This is a genomic window from Chryseobacterium viscerum (genome assembly GCF_002899945.2).
Classification (GTDB): Bacteria; Bacteroidota; Bacteroidia; order Flavobacteriales; family Weeksellaceae; genus Chryseobacterium; species Chryseobacterium viscerum.
Map to the genome: position 1 here is coordinate 39,605 of NZ_PPEG02000013.1, position 18,111 is coordinate 57,715.

Consider the following 18,111-nt stretch of genomic DNA (forward strand, 5'->3'; position numbering starts at 1 on the left):
AAGTTATAATGAGACCAGAATTCCTAAAGAATACGTTTTAAGCGGTGGCAGATAACCGATAGTTCTAAACTCTGGGTCTATTCCGAAATAGTCAGTGAACGTCAATAAGTTCTGTCCCTGAAAGTAAACTTTAACGCTTTTAAAGATGCTGTTGTCTAAAGGAAGCTGATAACCGAGTTCTATGTTTTTCAATCTGATAAAAGAGGCATCAGAGACCGAAGCAGTACTGCCTGTAAAAAATACCTGTGCCTGATTTTTTACGCCATTGCTTCCTGACGAGTATGGCATATAGTAACCCTGTGGATTTTCCAACGACCATACATTCAGTACTTCCGACGGCTGATTGTTCATCGATCCCGGAATCGGCATGATGTTATTGTAATTCCAGTTTTTCTGTTTGACAAACTGAAACATAAAGGACAGGTTCCAATTTTTATAGCGCAGCGAATTAGTCCAGCCTCCGAAATACTGCACGCCAATATTGGCAACAGACTGCCTGTCATTAGGGCTTGAAATTTTGCCGTCGCCGTTAAAATCCATAAACTGATAGATCCCCGTAGCTGGATTGATCCCTTCATACTGATACAACTTTACAATCGACGTCGGCTGACCAATAATATAGCTGTTGGCATAGGTCGAACCTTCGAGACCCGGAAACGAGATCAGTTTATTTTTCGGGAAGCTGATGTTGAAACCCATTTCCCACTGAAGATCCTTTCCAGCTAACGGTTTAATATTCAGTTCGAATTCCCACCCTGAATTTTCCACCGTGGCATCAAGGTTCGCCAAAACACTTGAAAATCCTGTGGTAGCAGGCAGTTGATATCCGACCAATTGATTTGACGATCGATTCCGATACCAGGCCGCTACAAGATTGATCCTGTTCTTTAAAAATCCCAATTCCAAAGCGGCCTCTGCCTTCACTGTTTTTTCCCAACTGTAGCTTGGATTATAGAGGCGTGAAGGATTTAGACCTGTACTTGTGTTGTAGGTTGAAGATGATACAGTATAGGTATCCAGATATCCATAATCCCCAATGTTGTCACTGCCGGCACTTCCAATACTGGAACGCAGTTTCCCAAAGCTCAGCCATTTTTTACCTTTCAGAAAATTTTCCTCCGAAAATATCCATGCGGCACCCAACGCACCAAAGTTGGCAAATTTATTGTTCGGTCCGAAACGGCTGCTTCCGTCCCTCCTGCCGGTCATATTTAAAATATATTTCCCCGCAAACTGATAATTCAGCCTTCCATAGAAAGCAGCATACCTGTATTCTGTCCTGATCTGATCTGAAATAATTTTAGTCTGTGCTGCGCCGATGTTTTCAAGGAATACATTACTTTCAAACCCAACCCCGATCACAGAACCCTGTTCATTGGTTTCTCGTTGGAAAGTGGTACCTACCAGTACATCAAGCTTGTGCTTGTTTTTCTTAAATTGCCAGTTCAGCTGGGGTTCAAGAATAAATGAAAACCGGTCCTGGTTATTTTTAGAGGACTGGGAATACGCACTGGATTGCCCTTGTACCGTTGCCGGATTGTACATGGTATTAGGTTTTAAGGACCGCTCGTCAAAAGATTGATAATTAATACCTCCATTTAATTGTAATACAAGATCATCCAACAGTTCATATTGTGCATTGATATTATTGAGAAACTGGATATTCTGATTGGAATAGGTCGTTGTATAGATCGCAATCGGGTTATTGAATGTATTGTTTTCCCAATTGATGTTTCCGTTTTCACCATAAAGCTGAGGTGCATTGGGTGACAGCAACAGTGATCTTTTGGTAATATCTTCACTAACCACATTATTATTCTGCGTAGAGAACCTATTGGATACATTCAGCTGAAAACGGTTATCAGAAGAAGTATGTTTAAGGCTGCTGGAAAGATTATTGGTTTTGTATTTATATTCCGGTGAAAAAACGGTTGACTGTTCGCTGTGGGCGTAGCTTACTAAAAAACTGGTTCTTTCATTTCCGCCACTTAATGAAAGATGTGAATTAAAAGCATCTGCGGTATTGCCGATCAGAGTTTTTCCCCAATCTGTATTCCTGTTTAAATCCCAAATCCCGTTGATGTCATATGCATTGGGCGGATAGTTTGCGATGCCGTCATTTTGATAAGCCGTTGTACGCATATGGGTGTAATCTGCGGTATTCAGCATCTTTAGCTTATTAATTACCGAACTCACAGAATAAGCAGTCCCGAAATGAAGACTTAGTTTTCCCGATTTCCCTTTCTTTGTAGTGATCAGGATAACGCCGTTGGCACCTCTTGATCCGTAGATTGCCGTAGCATCTGCATCCTTTAAGATCTCAAGACTTTCAATATCGTTGGGATTAATGCTGTTCAGTGGGTTGATACTGCTCGCAGGAAGTATTTGCGCTGAGAACTGGGAGGCCATTTCTCCTCCAACCGGTATCCCATCCAAAACATACAGAGGTGCGTTTCCTGCTGACCGCAGACTGTTCTTTCCCCTGATCTGAACATCAAAGCCACCACCCGGCGTGCCTGAATTCTGCGTGATGCTTACCCCTGCCATTCTACCCTGTGCTGCTGACAGGACATTGGTCACGGGTTGATTTTCTATGTCTTTTGCTGAAACTTTGGCGATACTACCGGTTCTTTCTTTGTCTTTAACCTTGTAGTAGCCGGCGTTGAGAATAACTTCTTCGATTCCCTTTACTTTTTGTTCTAAGCTGATATTGACGACGGTCTGATTGGTGGCTGTAATTCGTTCTTCAGCATAATCAGGATGTCTGAACAATAGGATGGGATTTTCTGCTGAAACCTTTAGTGTGTAGGTTCCGTTTTCGCTGGTGGTCGTTACCTGATCGCTGCCTTCTTGGGAGATGCTTACTCCTGAAAGGGGTTTGTTGAATGCGGTAACGGTACCGGAAATGGTGCGTGTTTGGGCTTTTATATTGGTGCTGACTGTGCTCAGCATAAGGCCAAAGAAAATACCTCCTATCTTGTAATAGGAATTTTTCATAGATTTGTAAAAGGTTTTTAATCGTTAAATTAATTACTGATCGGCTCTTTCCCTATGTCGTCAAACTGTATGGGAAGGGGCTTTTTTGTTTTTTATTTTTGTAATTAATGTGATGGCTTCATCGATGGATAAAAACTTTCCTGATGCCTTTTGGTATGAAAAAGGACTGGTGAGGATCTAAAGCAGTGACCGCAAGGCACCGGAAAGTATTTAATATGAATGAAATCTGTGTCCCGTGTGAGCTATTGAAAGCCGCAATAGGTTGTACCTTCCTATTGTATCGTATAATCTGATACTATGTTTTAGGAAGCGGGCTTAGATTGTAATATAGAGGCAGGGCGAACAGCATTGAAAAAACAGCGTGAAACTCTACATTATCCGTATTAGGGGTACTGGTATACCTTGGAAACAGATAAGAGAGCTCACGCCTAGGTCGTGAGCTTAATACTTATCCTCTTGTTTCCTAAAAATTACCAGTTTTCTAATACAAGATTCTAAGCAATAGCTTCTAATATTCTTTGAAGTATCGCAAAGTTAACAAATTTTGGCTGTTAACTATAAATTCAAATATACAAAAAATATCGGTACGCCATAGCGTAACGATATTTTTTTTTTGAAATTGTTAATTGCAGTTGTGAATACTGAAGAAACTATTTACAAGATTAAAATAATTTTGTCCTTGAAAAAACTTTTGGAGAACGGTAAAAAACTACAAAAAGAAATTAGGGGTAATAAAATTGTGTACAGCTATCACGGAGTTGCTTCAAATGCTTTACTACGCAAAGCGACAATCAATGATACATTAAACGGACATACATCTCCAAAGGCTGTGACCTTAATTAGCATAGTTGAAGGAATGGGTTTTACAATGACTGATTTCAGTAAAGAATTTGATAATATTTCAGAGAAGGAAATACAAATTTACTTGCAAGAGCATCCTTAGGTGTTCTCACAGGAAATTTTTTATTAAAATATTTTATACTCAAAATCCTGACATAGTCAGGATTTACTTATTATTTAGTAATTTCTTTGTAGTAACGCTCGGAACATTGATCAAGAACTTCTTCTGTTTATGGTATTTAGTGATTTTTACTCAAATACCCTCTATTTTCATTAAATTTATAATTTAGGGACGATAATTAAGTTTATGTGTTAAAACTTTGTATATTTATTGAATTAAGAAAAAACTAATGACAATACAAGAATTCAAGAAGCATTATTATTGCGCTTTCGAAATTGATAATAATGATTCGCAATTTATGGTAATTACGTCTTTTGTAATTAGACGATCGGACAATAAAATTTTTGACCAAGTTACAACAAGACTCGAATTTCAAAAAACCAATAATTGGATTAACGATAGCCAGAGTATAATTTCAGTAACGCCTTGGAGTTGGGATATTATAAAAGAAGAAACTCTCCGAGCACATCTTGACTTTTTTGCGCTTAGAGGGCAAATTGACAACTTTTATCCAAGAAACTCAAATTTGCTTTTAGATATTAATGAAATTTATGAAGGCACAAATCTAAATAATATAAATAATTGACACCTATTTAATAATTTTATAAGTTATATTTCGAACATTATTGAGAACTACATATTTCTTGTGATTTTATTTCCTACTTAAAAGTTTTTGGCAGAATCGCTTTTTTTTAGACATATTAAATAATCCTGATATTTTGATAAATATATCCGCCGTAGATTTATTGTGTTTTTGTAAATATGCTGGTACTGAAAAAATAATAGTCTCTAATGAGTTTACTATTTTTTTTTAAGAGTTTGATGTCTGTTAGATAAAGATTTTAAATAGGAGAACTGTGTAATATTAAAAACATAATAAATGCAAAATATTTTAGAACTTAAAACTATAAATGAAATTCAAAAATTTACTTTTCATATTCCATCATACCAAAGGGGATATAAATGGGGAAGTAAAGAAGTAACAGAGTTACTAAATGATATAAACGATTTTGTTCCAAGACTAATAGATGAAAATCTTGAAGATAAAACGTGGTACTGTTTACAACCAGTTGTCTTAAAGAATATAAACGAAGATAGTTTTGAGGTAATCGATGGTCAACAAAGATTAACGACTATATACCTGATCTTATATTATTTGAATCAGGATTTTGTTGAAAATAGGCGGGATAAATTATTTGAGATTGTTTATAAAACTAGAGAAGGTTCTGGGGAATTTTTAAAAACTTTAACAGAACAAAGTATTGACAATTCAAATATAGATTTCTTTTATATATCTACTGCATACAAGACCATATGTGATTGGTTCGAAAACCAAACTGACAATTTTGACAAAGGTGCTTTTCGTTCTAAACTAAAGTTTAATTCTAAAATAATCTGGTATCTGAGTAATGAGGAAGATGCAATATCGATATTTACTAGAATTAATATAGGTAAAATACCATTGACTAATGCTGAACTAATAAAAGCTCTATTTTTAAATAGTTCCAATTTCAACAATAATGAAAATAAGTTAAGATTGCGTCAACTTGAGATTGCTACGGAGTGGGATAATATTGAATTTTCTTTGCAAGACAATAAATTTTGGTTTTTTCTTAACCAAAAGCAAAAATCCTCAAATCGCATAGAATTTATTTTTGATTTAATGAATACTGAAAAAGATATAAATGATCCATATTCGACTTTTAGATTTTTTAACAAAAAGTTCAGTAAAGGTAATCACGAAGAACTTGTAGCTAATTGGGAAGAAATTAAGAGGTACTATCAAAGATTTAGTGAATGGTATAATGAAAGAGATTTATATCATAAAATTGGTTACCTAATAAGTAGCGAATTGATTGATATTAAAGATTTATACGAAGAATCTGATAGCTATACAAAATCGCGCTTCAAAGATTATATAGATGAGAAAATCAAGGATGATTTTAGAAACATTGAAATAAGCGAACTCCAATATGCTGACTCGAAAAATGTAAAAAAAACCCTTTTACTATACAATATATTAACAATGTTGAATAGCGAAAAAGATAATGCGTATTTTCCTTTCGATTTGTTCAAAAATGAAAATTGGGATATAGAACACATTGCGTCAATTAAAGAAAAAATTCCTGAACATAATAGAAATCAGTGGTTAGTGGATGCAAATATGTTTATTGAAGATGATGATGCCATTAGTTTAGAATTAAAAAATAATATTAACAAATGGTCCCCAGAAGATGAAGCTAACGAAAAAGCATTTTCTGAATTATACTATAAAATTATTGATTACTTTAATCAAAAAATGGGAGATGATGATGATATAAATGATATATCAAATTTAACACTATTAGATTCAGCTACTAACAGAGGTTACAAAAATGCTTTATTTCCAGTAAAAAGAAAAACAATTATTGACAGAGACAAACAAGGAGTTTTTATACCTGTTTGCACAAAAAATGTTTTTCTAAAATATTTTAGCGAATATCCTCCAAAAATGACATTTTGGACTCGAGACGATAGGGATAATTACGAAAAAGACCTACACAATATTCTAGAAAATTATTTAAGCTAATACATGGAAGAAGTACAGTACCAAGGACAGATTTTGAGTTTTGTTGATTTAATAAACATGTACTCAATAGAAATTCCAATCATCCAACGAGATTATGCACAAGGCAGACAGGATAAACAAAAAATAAGATATTTATTTTTGAAGGCACTCCATGAAAGTTTGCTGAATGAAGAAAATCTCATGTTAGATTTTGTTTACGGAAGTGTTGTAGATAATAATACTTTTCAGCCATTAGACGGACAACAACGTTTGACGACATTGTTCTTATTACATTGGTATGCGTCAAGGACAATAGCTGATGATGTTGCATCGTTGTTATCGAAATTTACGTACGAAACGAGAATTTCTTCAAGAAATTTTTGCCAGTCGTTAGTAACTAACGATATAGAACTTGATAAAGACATAAGACCTAGTGATCAAATCATTAATTCACCGTGGTTTTATCTATCTTGGAAAAAAGATCCTACGATTGAAGCTATGCTAAGAACAATCGATGATATTCATAAAATGTTTAACGACATAGAAGATTTGTGGCAGAAACTATCCAATAAAGACTCATTGATAAAATTTTATTTTGTAAATCTCGAAAATATTGGATTATCAGATGACCTATATATCAAAATGAATGCCAGAGGTAAGCTTTTAACAACATTTGAAAATTTTAAAGCTACACTAGAGAAAAAAATAAACGATGAAAATTGGGAGGAAAATATAAACTATATTGAGAAGTTTGAATACAAAATTGATACAATTTGGACAGATTTCTTTTGGAATAATTTCAGGCAGAATAACAATATTGATTCTGCTATGTTGAATTTATTTTCAACAATTTTAATGATAAGGCAATCTATTTTGAGAGATAAAGAAACAGAAGAAAGAATTCATATCATCTCAAACTTGCAGGCTGATTCCAATAATCTTACTTCACAATGGATGAACAAAAAAGATTTTGAATACATCAAAGAAATTCTCAACTTGTTGTCGGTCAACTACGAAGCAATTAAAAAATTTGAACTTAAAATTCCGTTTTTTAGACATTCTGTTGTCGAGGGTTTTATTTCAAAAATTGTAAACGATAGCAAAGGTTCCTCGTATACACACAAGGTGCTACTATTCGCGCAGATAGAATATTTTAGGAGGTGTAACGAATATAATATTGAAAAGTACTCTGAATGGATGAGAGTTGTTAGGAATATAGTTTCTCGAGGTGATATTGAAAAAAGTGGAAAAAGACCTGATATAATCAGAAGTCCGCAGACATTTGATGGAGTTGTCTTTCTGATTAATGAACTGGCAAATGGATGCGACGATATCTACAAAAACCTTAGTAACTCAAGTTTTACAATCAATTCTACATTTGCCAAAGAACAAATTGAAGAAGAGAGAATTAAGGCAAAAATATTTCAAGAGAGACCAAATTTAAAAACTGTTTTATATCAATTTGAAGATACAGACTTATTAAGAGGTAGAATTTCCTTTATTTTTTACTGTATTAATTATGATGGGAATCCATCTAGTATGAATGAAGTATTCTTAACACAAATAAAAAATGTTGTCCTACAATATTTTCAGTCCGATGAGTTCTTAAATAATGACTTAAGAAGAGCACTTTTAGCAACAAATGTAGATAACGAGTACTCATTTTATAATTATTGGTGGTCTTACTGGAATGTTGCCCAATGTAATAAAAGAAGAATTATTGACAATTTCAGAGAAATAGAATATATAATTAATTCTGAATTTAAAGATTACATAAAAGCCTTGATTTTAAATTTGATTGACGAAGATTTAAAGCAGTTGCTTGAAAAATTTACGTTCCCAGACACATTCCCCAATTGGAAAAAACGCCTTATCAAAGAAAATGAGTTATTAGATGATAATGATAGTAACTATATTGGAATTCCAGATAATGAAGAATTTTGCTATCTGCTTAAAAGTAAAAGACCTAGAGATTTAAATGGATGTGTCAAAATAGAATAACAGGATTTAACTATTCATAACGCCTTTATTTTAAATGATTGCTATCTCTTATATAAATACAATTATCTATAAAATGAGCTCTTCCACACATTTGGAAGAGTTCATTTTATATTTTATGAATACATTGACAGTACCTAATCCAGATTTACAATTTTATATGAAAATCTGCAATGTATTTTACCTCAAGATATATTAAGATGAAGAGCTGATCACATCAATCTAAAAATTCAGTATTTATACTGATTATTAAAAAGTTATACATTCATATTTTTGACTTTGTTATAATAAATAAACAAGGACAGATGAGAGAAAAGATTGACAAAATAATTTCTGTAATAGGAAACTATCGAACGGAAGATATGGGTCGTGCCTACCGCACTGAGCTGAATGCTGAACATTTCAATAAATGGCTTGAACAGTTCGAGGAATCAGACAGGGAATTTCTCGTGGACGAGCTGCTGCATGTGATCCCTAAGTCATATTTGAGCAAAGAACATACTCTGAAAGTTATATCAACAGCATTCGATATTATCAGCAAAGATTACGGCTATAAGGACATCAATCTTTTTTTTGATGAAACAAAGTTTTTAGATTGTCAGCCGGCAGGAAAAAGTCAGACCATATTTTTGGGCTTCATTGATGAAGTTCTTAACGATAAATATGGCAGATCTCTATCGGACTGCGGTACCGGGAATGTGAAACAGTGGTATTATGCCGATGATGTATTGGCTTCTGGCGGAACTTTTAGGGAAGACCTACTGGAAGAAATAAATAGATATGGAAAAGAAGAATTTTTAAATAGCGATATTAAAATTATAGCCTCGTTTGTAATCCTACATACATGGGCATCTGCTAATGTTCCTTTCACGATCGAACAGAAATTGGAGACAAAGATTAATGGTAGAATTAAATTTTATCACGTATCTGAGATAGAAAATAATCCTAATATAAACTGGTTCAATCCAAATCCTAAATTTAATCACATATATCCTCTTGAGTCTGCCATTGGTCATGAGGTTTTGAAGTTTATAGAAGATGAACTAAATAATGAGCACGGTTACAGAAATGAGAAGTTTGCATTTAGAAATCCTGAATTTCCAAAAGAGGAAACTTTTTTTTCATCTGCTGTAAACAGGATACGATATGAAAATATACTGCTTGACAAAGGCTTCGCGATAATGAAATCGATTGATCACATTTCTGCTGATAGTCTAAGGCCACTGGGAATGACAAATCCTAGCAACATGACATTAGGGACCGGGACACATTTTTTTACTTGGAGAAATGTTTCAAATACTTGCCCTCTGGTATTCTGGTGGGGACATAATGATTGGTATCCATTATTTCCTGCAATAAGAAATAATAGCGCCGCATCAGATTTTGATTGAAAATAAAAATCCATTTATGTAAAATAAGTAAGTAGATAATATACTAGCTTGGGGATCTACCATTTTTTCATTATTTTTGAATAAAAGAAATCCATTTATGCAAGAGCTGGCTGATCGAATTTATGAAGTTGTAAAAGACTATCGGAATCATGATAAGATTGAAATCACTCCAGAAAAGATTTTGGATTGGGCAGAGCAATTTGCAGATAACAGTACCCTGGTACTGACGGAACTTGACAATTTCATTTCGGAAGTGTATATCTCTCGTGAAAAGGCTAAAAAACATGTTAAGAGCCATCTTGGAAAATACTTGAGACTATATGGCTACTCCAACGTGACACAGTTTTTAATGGATACTGAATTTTTGGATCTTCAGCAGTCTCATAAAAGTCAGCCGGCTATCTTGGAGTTGCTGGACGAAATACTTGATGAACAATATTCTGTATCCTACAGAGATTATCTTACATTCCCTAAAAAACATTATATCTACTTCGATGACATTTTAGCTTCAGGAAGTACAATCGGACGACATATATTAGAATTTTTAGGACAGAAGGATAGCCAAGATAGAACTTTCGCGGATAAAGTTTCCCTGAGCGAGATCACGTTATCAATAAGTGTTTTTGGCCTGCACCAATGGGGATTTTCTTTTCAGAATTTTAGAATCATTAAAACTTTTGGAGACAAAGTAAGTAAAAAGATCAACTGGTACTCTAACTATGATATTGAAAACCACGCAAAATTTGCTGACCAAAAACTGAATATTGCCAAACCTGTCAAGGGCAGTAATATCAAGATCAACAGTTACTTGGAGAGCCTTTCGGCAACGAAATATGAGGATTATGCATACAGAAGCAGAACGAACCCGGCAGAGGAGACCTTTTTTACCAACCCGAACAACAGGATCAAATATGAAGATGTTATCACCGAAGCAGGTATTGATATTATTAACGGAATAGAGGGTGTGATCAAACCTAATCTGAGACCACTAGGACTCATTAATCCGGCCTATAAGATTTTTGGTTTGGGAACACATTTTTTCACATGGAGGAATATCCCTAATAATTGCCCGTTGGTATATTGGTGGGAGGTTCCGGGGCATCAGTGGAAACCACTTTTTCCCGTAACCAATAGAGGATAAATAAAAAATGTTTAATTTAGCACTATGAATCCGAGCATTAGAGAATACAATACTAAAGAAATCTTAAGTTTTGCAAAAACTGAGAACAAGTTTGGAGGCCTTTCTAATATGGCTCCGGGATATTCTCTGTTCATTAACGAGGTCAATATTCAAAGTTCCGAAATTCTTTACCAAGCTTGTAAATTTCCATTGTTTCCATTGATTCAAAATGAAATTATTGAAACTAAGAATCCAATGGACGCAAAAGCTGTCAGTAGAAAATATCAAAAATACAGCCGACAGGATTGGGACAGCGTTAAATTCAAAGTCATGAAATGGTGTCTTGAGGTAAAACTGATACAGAATTTTGATACATTTTCTAAATTGTTATTAAGTACCGGTGACAAAACTATTGTTGAGTTTTCTAAAAAGGATGATATCTGGGGAGCTAAACCCATAAATCCCAATTTACTTCAAGGGCAAAATGCACTGGGAAGACTTCTTATGCAGCTACGGGAGAAGATCAAGTCTTCTGCTTTGACAAAAGAAAGTATAATTCTTGAACCTGAAATTAAAGCTTTTTTGCTATTTGATAATCCAATCAAAGAGGTACATAATGATAATTATTTCATTAAAGATTTAGATGATATTTACGCTCACTAGATAAAAGAAATCAAGCAAGCAGAAAGAGATTTTATGAAGAATCAGATTTTGGCTCAATATCAAATACCTCCGTTGAGATTTTCAACTGCAGAGAGTGGAGAGAAAGAGAGGTTGACTGAAAATTTAAAAGAAATGTAATTTTAAAATTTTCTTGAATACGGAAAACCGTAATAAATTAATTTGAAGTAGTTTTAGATTTGTAGATATAAAAATTATTTACAATTAAAAAATCATTACTTTATCTTTTATTAATATTCTCTTTAATTTCCTGTACAAATTATTAAACTGTCCTGCTACAGGAAGACACACCACTCTATTCCAGCAGTAACAGCGAAACTTATACCACAGTTATTCCTAAAGGCACAAAGGTATATTTATCATCCAAACCCAACAGAAAAAATTATAATAGGAAGATCAAATGGGGAAATTATTGTGGATGGGCTAATAATCCTCAGCATTCAACATACAGCAACTCTACCAAGACATCATCATATACTTCTCCAACAGTTAACTCAGGTTCCAGCTATAATTCAGGATCGAGTTCCGGAGGATCGGTAAGTGTCAAGGGCTATACCCGAAAGGATGGTACCTATGTTAGACCACTTACCAGAAGTACTCCGAGAAGAAGGTAATGCTATTATAAATTGTTGATTGCAGAACATCTTATTTTACGTATAACAAAATTCAATACGGTTTTCCGTAAAGAATTTATAAAATACAGGTTTACTTTTGAGGCTGATATTAATCTGTTTTGATATCATCAATAAGTATTAACCAATTCTTTTTGCTATGAGCACGATCGAAGCAATCAAGCCGGGACCTAAACCGAAAAAACCAGATGGCGAGCCCGACAAAAGAAGGAGAGTCACACCTCCAAATCAACCTAAACATCCAAAACTAAAACCTCATGAACATGAGAAGGGAGATTAACAAAGGATGAATGGAATTAGCAGCTTTAGGGCTGCTTTTTTTGTAACATTCCAAATATATATGCTTAACTTCAACGGAAATATAAATTATGCGAAATATCTTAATGATCAGCTTTTTTTTGGCTTTCTGCAACGTGTTTTCACAAGAGAATAAAATCCACAAAGAGAAATGGCATTGGAATAGTAAAACACAGGATAGCAACGCTGGATATGCTCAGGCTGTCAAAGTGGATAATGTTATCTATATTTCCGGTGTTGTGACGAATAATATTACACCTGAAGGAATCACTTCCGTTTACAATAATTTAAAAGCTGTGCTGGCAAACTATGGAGCTACGTTTGATAACGTCGTGAAGGAAAACTTATACACTACAGACATCGAGGCAATGAAAAAATACAATAATGTTCGCAAGAAATTCTACAATAATGATTTTCCAGCGGCAACTTGGGTACAGGTGCAAAGATTATATATGCCGGATTCTAAATTGGAAGTGGAATTGGTTGCACACTTACCAAAGTAGTTTACTTAGGCAGTTAAATCATTTTATACGAAAGCTAAAATTAACCAACAAGGACACTAAAGCTAATACATATGAAAAGAGGTGAAATTTACAGACTAAAGAAAGAGTTCCAAAAAGATTATCATAAAAAATCTTTTAATCATTCGTTTGTATTTTGGGAGGACTCGGGAATTGATATTAATGGTATTATGATCACCTGCTCTGATAATCCGATGTACGACAATAAGCGTTTTGAAGAGAATCATTTTGAACCTGGTCACGAAATTGGCTATGGCAAATCTGCGGATTATCCGGAATCTTATTTCGTACCTGCTTTTCTATTAAAAAAAGTAAAATTTGAACAGCTGGATTTTGTAGGTAGATTGACACAGGACGGAGTTGATTATATTGAGAAATTGAGATCAGAACTGGAATATACGGACTGGGAAACTCATATGTTGGAAATCAAAAAAAGATCCGGAAAACCTTAATTCTGCAAGTAGAAAATGATAATTAGCAAATCTTTTTTAGTTCTGATATCATTTGAAAAGCTATAGATACAGGATATTTATTGACGTGCGAATAAAAAGAGAATCTTTTTTCAAGCGCAATTCTAGCCTGCTCATATTGATGCGTCGATAGTTTTTCTTCAGGATTAAAGCATTCTTCGATAATATCTTTCTTACTATAAGTCTTGCCTTTTAATGCCAGTGAATTGTAAAAATCCATAAGATCAGCTTCGATCAAGTGGCCAGATGTGCTATCAGTCATATGCTCTTCAAGGATAAAAAGATCTTTAAAGATCGAAATGTATTCGGAGAGTTTAATTTTTTTTCTGTTGGCAAAAATATTGGTGCCATACTGAATTTCAAACCATTTGGACAGCGTATCATTGTCAACTTCCCATTCTTTAGCGATAAAGCTCTGACTGAATCGGATCTTCTTATCCAGGAAATTGAGAACATCTTGTGATTGATACGTCAATTTTTTATTCTGTATAGATATGATGCCTAATAGGCAGATTTTCTGAAAGAGGATCATCTGTATAAAAAGACTGGCATATTGATGATAGTTTGATAGAATTGTTTTTAAATTGTCATACTGCTCTATGATTGCAGAAAGATGTTTCATATCTAAGCTTATATCAATAGAGTTGTCAGGTACGGAATTTTCCATGTGATTAAAGGCAGCATTCAGATCGTGTTGCAGTTGCCTGAAACTTTCAGGAAAAATGGGGCGGAAGGTCTTCCACTCCCCTTCTAAAAATATATTGTACAGCTCCGAGCTGTAATGGTTAAATTTCGGATCATCCATTGAATGACTGTTGGCATCCAATTTTTCCAGAAGTAGCTGATACATAAAAAAGGTTTACCTAAAGATAAACCCTTTTTCAATTACTTTTTAGAATTTTTACTGGCCGAGCTGGTCGCTCTTGCCGCAAAACTATCCTTCTTGACTGCGCCTCCTGATTTCTTGGCTTCTGCTGACTGAATTCTAGCAGCATCCTCTTTGGTCATTGGTTTCTTTGACATAATTTAAATTTTTTATTGTTAATAGTCAAAGATAGAGCACTTGTATAAAGCTCTGGAAAAGTTTCCCCGATAGAAGGTGTAGTGAAAATACTGAATATTGATATTGAGGACTTATGTATTTTTGTTTACTTATTAATAAAGAAAAGTATAATTAATATACCAAGCTAGAATAACATGATTATCAAAGAAGAAAAAATCGGTAACGGTAACCATTGGAATGTATTTAAAGTCACTTTATCTACAAACAACAAGGTCAGAAACGTTATTCATAAAAGATCAATACATCCTCGTGCAGCACCAAGGATTGTTAAGATTTACGAATCATTGTCGCAATCAACGATGAAAACATTATCGTTTCTTGACTTGTACGATGAAAATACCCTTGAAACTGAAAATTTAAATTCTAACCCTGATGATGGCTACTTCGTCAGTCCCAATACAGTCCGGTCTTCACCTCATTGCGGCTCAATATTAATGAAGGTTATTAATAAAGAAGATGTTACTGATCAGGAATTGGAATTTTGCAAGGATTTTGAATTTGACACTCTTGTGGCTGATTCCTCAAGGATTAACAATGATAAAATGCGCGAAAAAAAATTAATCCATAGTGAAGCGGAACGATTTGTTTATGATTCCAAGATTAATGAGATAGCAAATTTTGAAGAGTTCACCAAAGGAATGCTTGATGACTTAATGAGTGCCTCCAAGTCTAAATTATCGCTTTATGTCGATGCATTTTTCTTTCGTGTTAATCCTGTCACGAATATCTTGGACTATAAAATCGCTGATTTTGACGGTATCATTTGTATCATCGACTCTGATACGACTGTACAGGAATTATTTGCCGCCAACAAAGATAATTTTGAGACAGCACTCCATGAATTTATAATATTCTTCGTTGCTGAGCAAAATCAAGATCATTATTTAAAAATGTTGAGCGATCTGTTATCTTAAGGGGGTATCTTTAATGATAATATTTGCAGATCATATGATGTAATAATTTTACAATATCCGGATAAATATATTTCCACAACCAAAATTAAAGTACTCGAGGTAGCTTATTACTCTAATAGAATTTCCACTGCAGACTGCTTGCTATCTTTATAAAGAAACCATGAGATGTTGATGATCTTGAGGTAATCTTTTTTTGTACCCAGCTGTTTGAATTCTTTCTCCGATAAAAGTTCAGTGGTTGAAATATATTCTCCTATACGGGGAAAGAATGGGAGGTTCCATTTGATCACTACCGATCCGTGCTGGTAACATAAAAACACTTTCATGATTTTTATTTCTAAGATACTAATTTTTAAAATAAATTTAGTGATCCGGGAATTCAAATATGGTTTTGTGGTCATCTTTCAAAACAATATAGGCACTGAACTTTTTGCCGTTCTTGGCCTTCATATTTTTAATGAGCGGGGTTTTTCCATTGTTGATGAGTGAAGTAATCTGCTGTATGCTGAGCTGTATTCCACAAACAGTTCTGAACTGCATCCAGTTGCATTGGTCATCAGGACATTTGATTATTTTGTCTTTGATAATGAGGTTCAGCTTCTGGCATTTTGGGCATTTGAGTTCGGGGATATTTTCTTGTAGGATGGATAGTGATAATAGTTCTTTAGTAATTTCTCTTGTGTAGTTTTTGATATCGGTGATGAATTGTTTTGAGCTGAGCTCGCCTTTTTCAATCTTGTCCAATGCCATCTCCCACTCTGTGGTCATCTGTACATTGGCGATCTTTTGGTCTTTGACAAGGTGATAAACTTTGATTCCTTTTTCGGTTGGTACTAAAGCTTTGTTTTTTCTGGTAATGTAGTTTCTGCTGAGCAGCGTTTCAATGATCGAAGCTCTGGTGGCGGGTGTTCCGATACCGATATTTGCAATGGCTTTCTGCGCTTCTTTGTCTTCGATTGATCTTCCTGCATTTTCCATAGCTGACAACAAATCTGCCTCATTGTACAGTTTGGGCGCTTGGGTCGTTTTTTCTTTTAGATCAGCTTGCGAAATTTTCAGCTCATCCCCGATTTTCAATTCAGGAAGTTCAATAAGTCTTTCTTCGACGTTATTGATGTTGTCATTGCTGTTGCAGTTTTCGTTTTTATATGTATTATTGTTCTGCTCGGAAAGAATCCCTTTGATGGCTCGCCAGCCTTTAGTCAGTATTTTTGATCCTTTGATGCTGAACTCATAATGATGAACTTTAATAGTGATTTGGCTGACTTGTTTGGAACAATGTTCCGAAAGGGATTCCAGTAAACGGTAGGCAATCATATCGTAAATGGCTTTCTCGGTTGCAGTGAGTGCAGATGGTATTTTTGTGGTGATCAACAGTCCGTGGTGATCAGTTACTTTGAGATTATTGACCATACGCTTGTTAAAATTGCCGAATTTCAGGTTTGAAATGGCAGGTTTGAATTGATCGACGGTATTCAGAATTCTGACCAGCTCCGGGATCTCTGCCCAAAGGTCTTCGGGAATGTATTTACTTCCGGTTCGTGGATAGGTGATGAATCTCTTTTCATAAAGTCCTTGTGCGGTCTGCAAAACCTCATCGGCTGACAGACATAGCTTTCTGTTGGCTTCCTTCTGAAGTTCTGTCAGGTCAAAAAGTAAGGGCGATTGTTCTGTTAAAGTTTTAACAGAGACATCTTCAACAGTAGCCCTGCCCTCTCTTTCTATGGATCTTAGGATATGCTCTGCCTGTTTTTTGTCTTCCCATTGTTCAGTTGACTGGCTGGTGAAATCCAGGTATTCTTTTCGGTGCTTTAACTGGATCTGGAAGTATTTCTTCTGTTTGAAATTTTGATGGTCTTCAAATCTCTTGCAGATCAAAGCCAGTGTCGGGGTCTGTACCCTGCCTAAAGAATACACATCTTGGTTAGCAGCAATGCTCAATGCCTGGGTGGCATTGATCCCAACCAGCCAGTCGGCTTCGCTTCTGGCCTTTGCAGCCTGATACAAACCTTCGAACGCTGAACCCGGCTGAAGCTTTTTGAAACCGTCTTGTATGGCTTTTTCAGTAAGGGAACTGATCCACAATCGTTCAAATGGTTTGTTGCATCGGAGATATTGATAGATGTATCGGAATATCAGCTCTCCTTCCCTTCCCGCATCGGTAGCTACAATAATGCTGTCGCATCTATTGATGATATTTTGTATGATCTTTAATTGTTTGAGTGCGGAAGGATCAGGCTGGTAACCTTTGTGGTTTTGTTTTTTAATGGGTCTTGAGATCAACAGGAATGGATCGGGAAAGATAGGTAAAGAGGCTTTGTCAAAGCCTCTCATACCATGATCTTCCGGCATTCCCAATGACACCAAATGACCTAATGCCCAGGTTATGCAGTAACCGTTGCCCTCCAGGTAACCGTCTTTTCTTTCGTTGGCATTTAACAATTGTGCGATCTCTCGTGCAACACTTGGCTTTTCTGCGATGATGGCTTTCATAGGATTGGATTTATTATGATTAGAA

General features: G+C 35.0%; 15 protein-coding genes. 10 read left to right on the forward strand and 5 right to left on the reverse strand.

Going from position 1 to position 18,111, the window contains the following annotated elements; translation table 11 throughout:
* Nucleotides 1-3: 3 nt before the first annotated feature.
* Nucleotides 4-2,997: a SusC/RagA family TonB-linked outer membrane protein gene (locus C1634_RS24390; RefSeq protein WP_103231203.1), complete on the reverse strand. Its 2,994-nt coding sequence runs from the start codon at nucleotides 2,995-2,997 to the stop codon at nucleotides 4-6.
* A gap of 634 nt (nucleotides 2,998-3,631) precedes the next feature.
* Here C1634_RS24390 and C1634_RS24395 point away from each other — a divergent pair.
* The 9 genes from C1634_RS24395 to C1634_RS24435 all read left to right on the forward strand — a co-directional run bounded on the left by C1634_RS24395 (nucleotide 3,632) and on the right by C1634_RS24435 (nucleotide 13,598).
* Nucleotides 3,632-3,940, forward strand: coding sequence for a hypothetical protein (locus C1634_RS24395; protein ID WP_123921567.1), 309 nt, complete (start codon nucleotides 3,632-3,634; stop codon nucleotides 3,938-3,940).
* Nucleotides 3,941-4,187: 247 nt separating this feature from the next.
* Complete coding sequence (locus C1634_RS24400; protein WP_103231201.1) at nucleotides 4,188-4,544, forward strand: hypothetical protein; 357 nt, start codon at nucleotides 4,188-4,190, stop codon at nucleotides 4,542-4,544.
* Nucleotides 4,545-4,838: 294 nt separating this feature from the next.
* Entirely contained in the window at nucleotides 4,839-6,527 is a 1,689-nt protein-coding gene (locus tag C1634_RS24405) for a DUF262 domain-containing protein (RefSeq protein WP_103231200.1), read from the forward strand.
* A gap of 3 nt (nucleotides 6,528-6,530) precedes the next feature.
* On the forward strand, nucleotides 6,531-8,507 hold the full coding sequence (locus tag C1634_RS24410; protein ID WP_103231199.1) for a DUF262 domain-containing protein: 1,977 nt from the start codon (nucleotides 6,531-6,533) through the stop codon (nucleotides 8,505-8,507).
* A 302-nt stretch (nucleotides 8,508-8,809) separates the two neighbouring features.
* Nucleotides 8,810-9,895, forward strand: a complete 1,086-nt coding sequence (locus C1634_RS24415) for a phosphoribosyltransferase-like protein (RefSeq protein ID WP_103231198.1) — start codon at nucleotides 8,810-8,812, stop codon at nucleotides 9,893-9,895.
* Between the two features lie 97 nt (nucleotides 9,896-9,992).
* The gene (locus C1634_RS24420) at nucleotides 9,993-11,036 is read left to right on the forward strand and encodes a phosphoribosyltransferase-like protein (protein WP_103231197.1); all 1,044 of its coding nucleotides are present in this window, start codon (nucleotides 9,993-9,995) and stop codon (nucleotides 11,034-11,036) included.
* A 24-nt stretch (nucleotides 11,037-11,060) separates the two neighbouring features.
* Complete coding sequence (locus C1634_RS24425; RefSeq protein ID WP_103231196.1) at nucleotides 11,061-11,678, forward strand: NADAR family protein; 618 nt, start codon at nucleotides 11,061-11,063, stop codon at nucleotides 11,676-11,678.
* 1,018 nt (nucleotides 11,679-12,696) lie between these two features.
* Nucleotides 12,697-13,128 carry a RidA family protein gene (locus C1634_RS24430; protein WP_103231195.1) on the forward strand — a complete coding sequence of 144 codons (432 nt, stop codon included), beginning with the start codon at nucleotides 12,697-12,699 and terminating at the stop codon, nucleotides 13,126-13,128.
* A gap of 71 nt (nucleotides 13,129-13,199) precedes the next feature.
* Nucleotides 13,200-13,598 carry a hypothetical protein gene (locus C1634_RS24435; RefSeq protein ID WP_103231194.1) on the forward strand — a complete coding sequence of 133 codons (399 nt, stop codon included), beginning with the start codon at nucleotides 13,200-13,202 and terminating at the stop codon, nucleotides 13,596-13,598.
* 22 nt (nucleotides 13,599-13,620) lie between these two features.
* Here C1634_RS24435 and C1634_RS24440 read toward each other — a convergent pair whose 3' ends face one another.
* Both C1634_RS24440 and C1634_RS24445 read right to left on the reverse strand, forming a co-directional pair.
* On the reverse strand, nucleotides 13,621-14,466 hold the full coding sequence (locus C1634_RS24440) for a hypothetical protein (protein ID WP_109739294.1): 846 nt from the start codon (nucleotides 14,464-14,466) through the stop codon (nucleotides 13,621-13,623).
* A 35-nt stretch (nucleotides 14,467-14,501) separates the two neighbouring features.
* Entirely contained in the window at nucleotides 14,502-14,639 is a 138-nt protein-coding gene (locus tag C1634_RS24445; RefSeq protein WP_103231192.1) for a hypothetical protein, read from the reverse strand.
* Nucleotides 14,640-14,813: 174 nt separating this feature from the next.
* Here C1634_RS24445 and C1634_RS24450 point away from each other — a divergent pair, with 174 nt between their 5' ends.
* The gene (locus C1634_RS24450; protein ID WP_103231191.1) at nucleotides 14,814-15,593 is read left to right on the forward strand and encodes a hypothetical protein; all 780 of its coding nucleotides are present in this window, start codon (nucleotides 14,814-14,816) and stop codon (nucleotides 15,591-15,593) included.
* A 107-nt stretch (nucleotides 15,594-15,700) separates the two neighbouring features.
* On the opposite strand, the gene C1634_RS24455 is transcribed toward C1634_RS24450, so the two are convergent.
* Together C1634_RS24455 and C1634_RS24460 are read right to left on the reverse strand one after the other, a co-directional pair.
* Nucleotides 15,701-15,919, reverse strand: coding sequence for a hypothetical protein (locus C1634_RS24455; protein ID WP_103231190.1), 219 nt, complete (start codon nucleotides 15,917-15,919; stop codon nucleotides 15,701-15,703).
* Between the two features lie 37 nt (nucleotides 15,920-15,956).
* Nucleotides 15,957-18,086, reverse strand: coding sequence for a type IA DNA topoisomerase (locus tag C1634_RS24460; RefSeq protein WP_109739295.1), 2,130 nt, complete (start codon nucleotides 18,084-18,086; stop codon nucleotides 15,957-15,959).
* Between the last annotated feature and the right edge of the window lie 25 nt (nucleotides 18,087-18,111).

What these genes read in the sequence shown, in the direction of transcription:
- C1634_RS24415 (WP_103231198.1), top strand. Translation starts at nt 8,810, where the DNA reads ATGAGAGAAAAGATTGACAAAATAATTTCTGTAATAGGAAACTATCGA.
- C1634_RS24420 (WP_103231197.1), top strand. Translation starts at nt 9,993, where the DNA reads ATGCAAGAGCTGGCTGATCGAATTTATGAAGTTGTAAAAGACTATCGG.
- C1634_RS24460 (WP_109739295.1), bottom strand. Translation starts at nt 18,086, where the DNA reads ATGAAAGCCATCATCGCAGAAAAGCCAAGTGTTGCACGAGAGATCGCA.
- C1634_RS24400 (WP_103231201.1), top strand. Translation starts at nt 4,188, where the DNA reads ATGACAATACAAGAATTCAAGAAGCATTATTATTGCGCTTTCGAAATT.
- C1634_RS24430 (WP_103231195.1), top strand. Translation starts at nt 12,697, where the DNA reads ATGCGAAATATCTTAATGATCAGCTTTTTTTTGGCTTTCTGCAACGTG.
- C1634_RS24445 (WP_103231192.1), bottom strand. Translation starts at nt 14,639, where the DNA reads ATGTCAAAGAAACCAATGACCAAAGAGGATGCTGCTAGAATTCAGTCA.
- C1634_RS24455 (WP_103231190.1), bottom strand. Translation starts at nt 15,919, where the DNA reads ATGAAAGTGTTTTTATGTTACCAGCACGGATCGGTAGTGATCAAATGG.
- C1634_RS24405 (WP_103231200.1), top strand. Translation starts at nt 4,839, where the DNA reads ATGCAAAATATTTTAGAACTTAAAACTATAAATGAAATTCAAAAATTT.
- C1634_RS24390 (WP_103231203.1), bottom strand. Translation starts at nt 2,997, where the DNA reads ATGAAAAATTCCTATTACAAGATAGGAGGTATTTTCTTTGGCCTTATG.
- C1634_RS24440 (WP_109739294.1), bottom strand. Translation starts at nt 14,466, where the DNA reads ATGTATCAGCTACTTCTGGAAAAATTGGATGCCAACAGTCATTCAATG.
- C1634_RS24435 (WP_103231194.1), top strand. Translation starts at nt 13,200, where the DNA reads ATGAAAAGAGGTGAAATTTACAGACTAAAGAAAGAGTTCCAAAAAGAT.
- C1634_RS24410 (WP_103231199.1), top strand. Translation starts at nt 6,531, where the DNA reads ATGGAAGAAGTACAGTACCAAGGACAGATTTTGAGTTTTGTTGATTTA.
- C1634_RS24425 (WP_103231196.1), top strand. Translation starts at nt 11,061, where the DNA reads ATGAATCCGAGCATTAGAGAATACAATACTAAAGAAATCTTAAGTTTT.
- C1634_RS24450 (WP_103231191.1), top strand. Translation starts at nt 14,814, where the DNA reads ATGATTATCAAAGAAGAAAAAATCGGTAACGGTAACCATTGGAATGTA.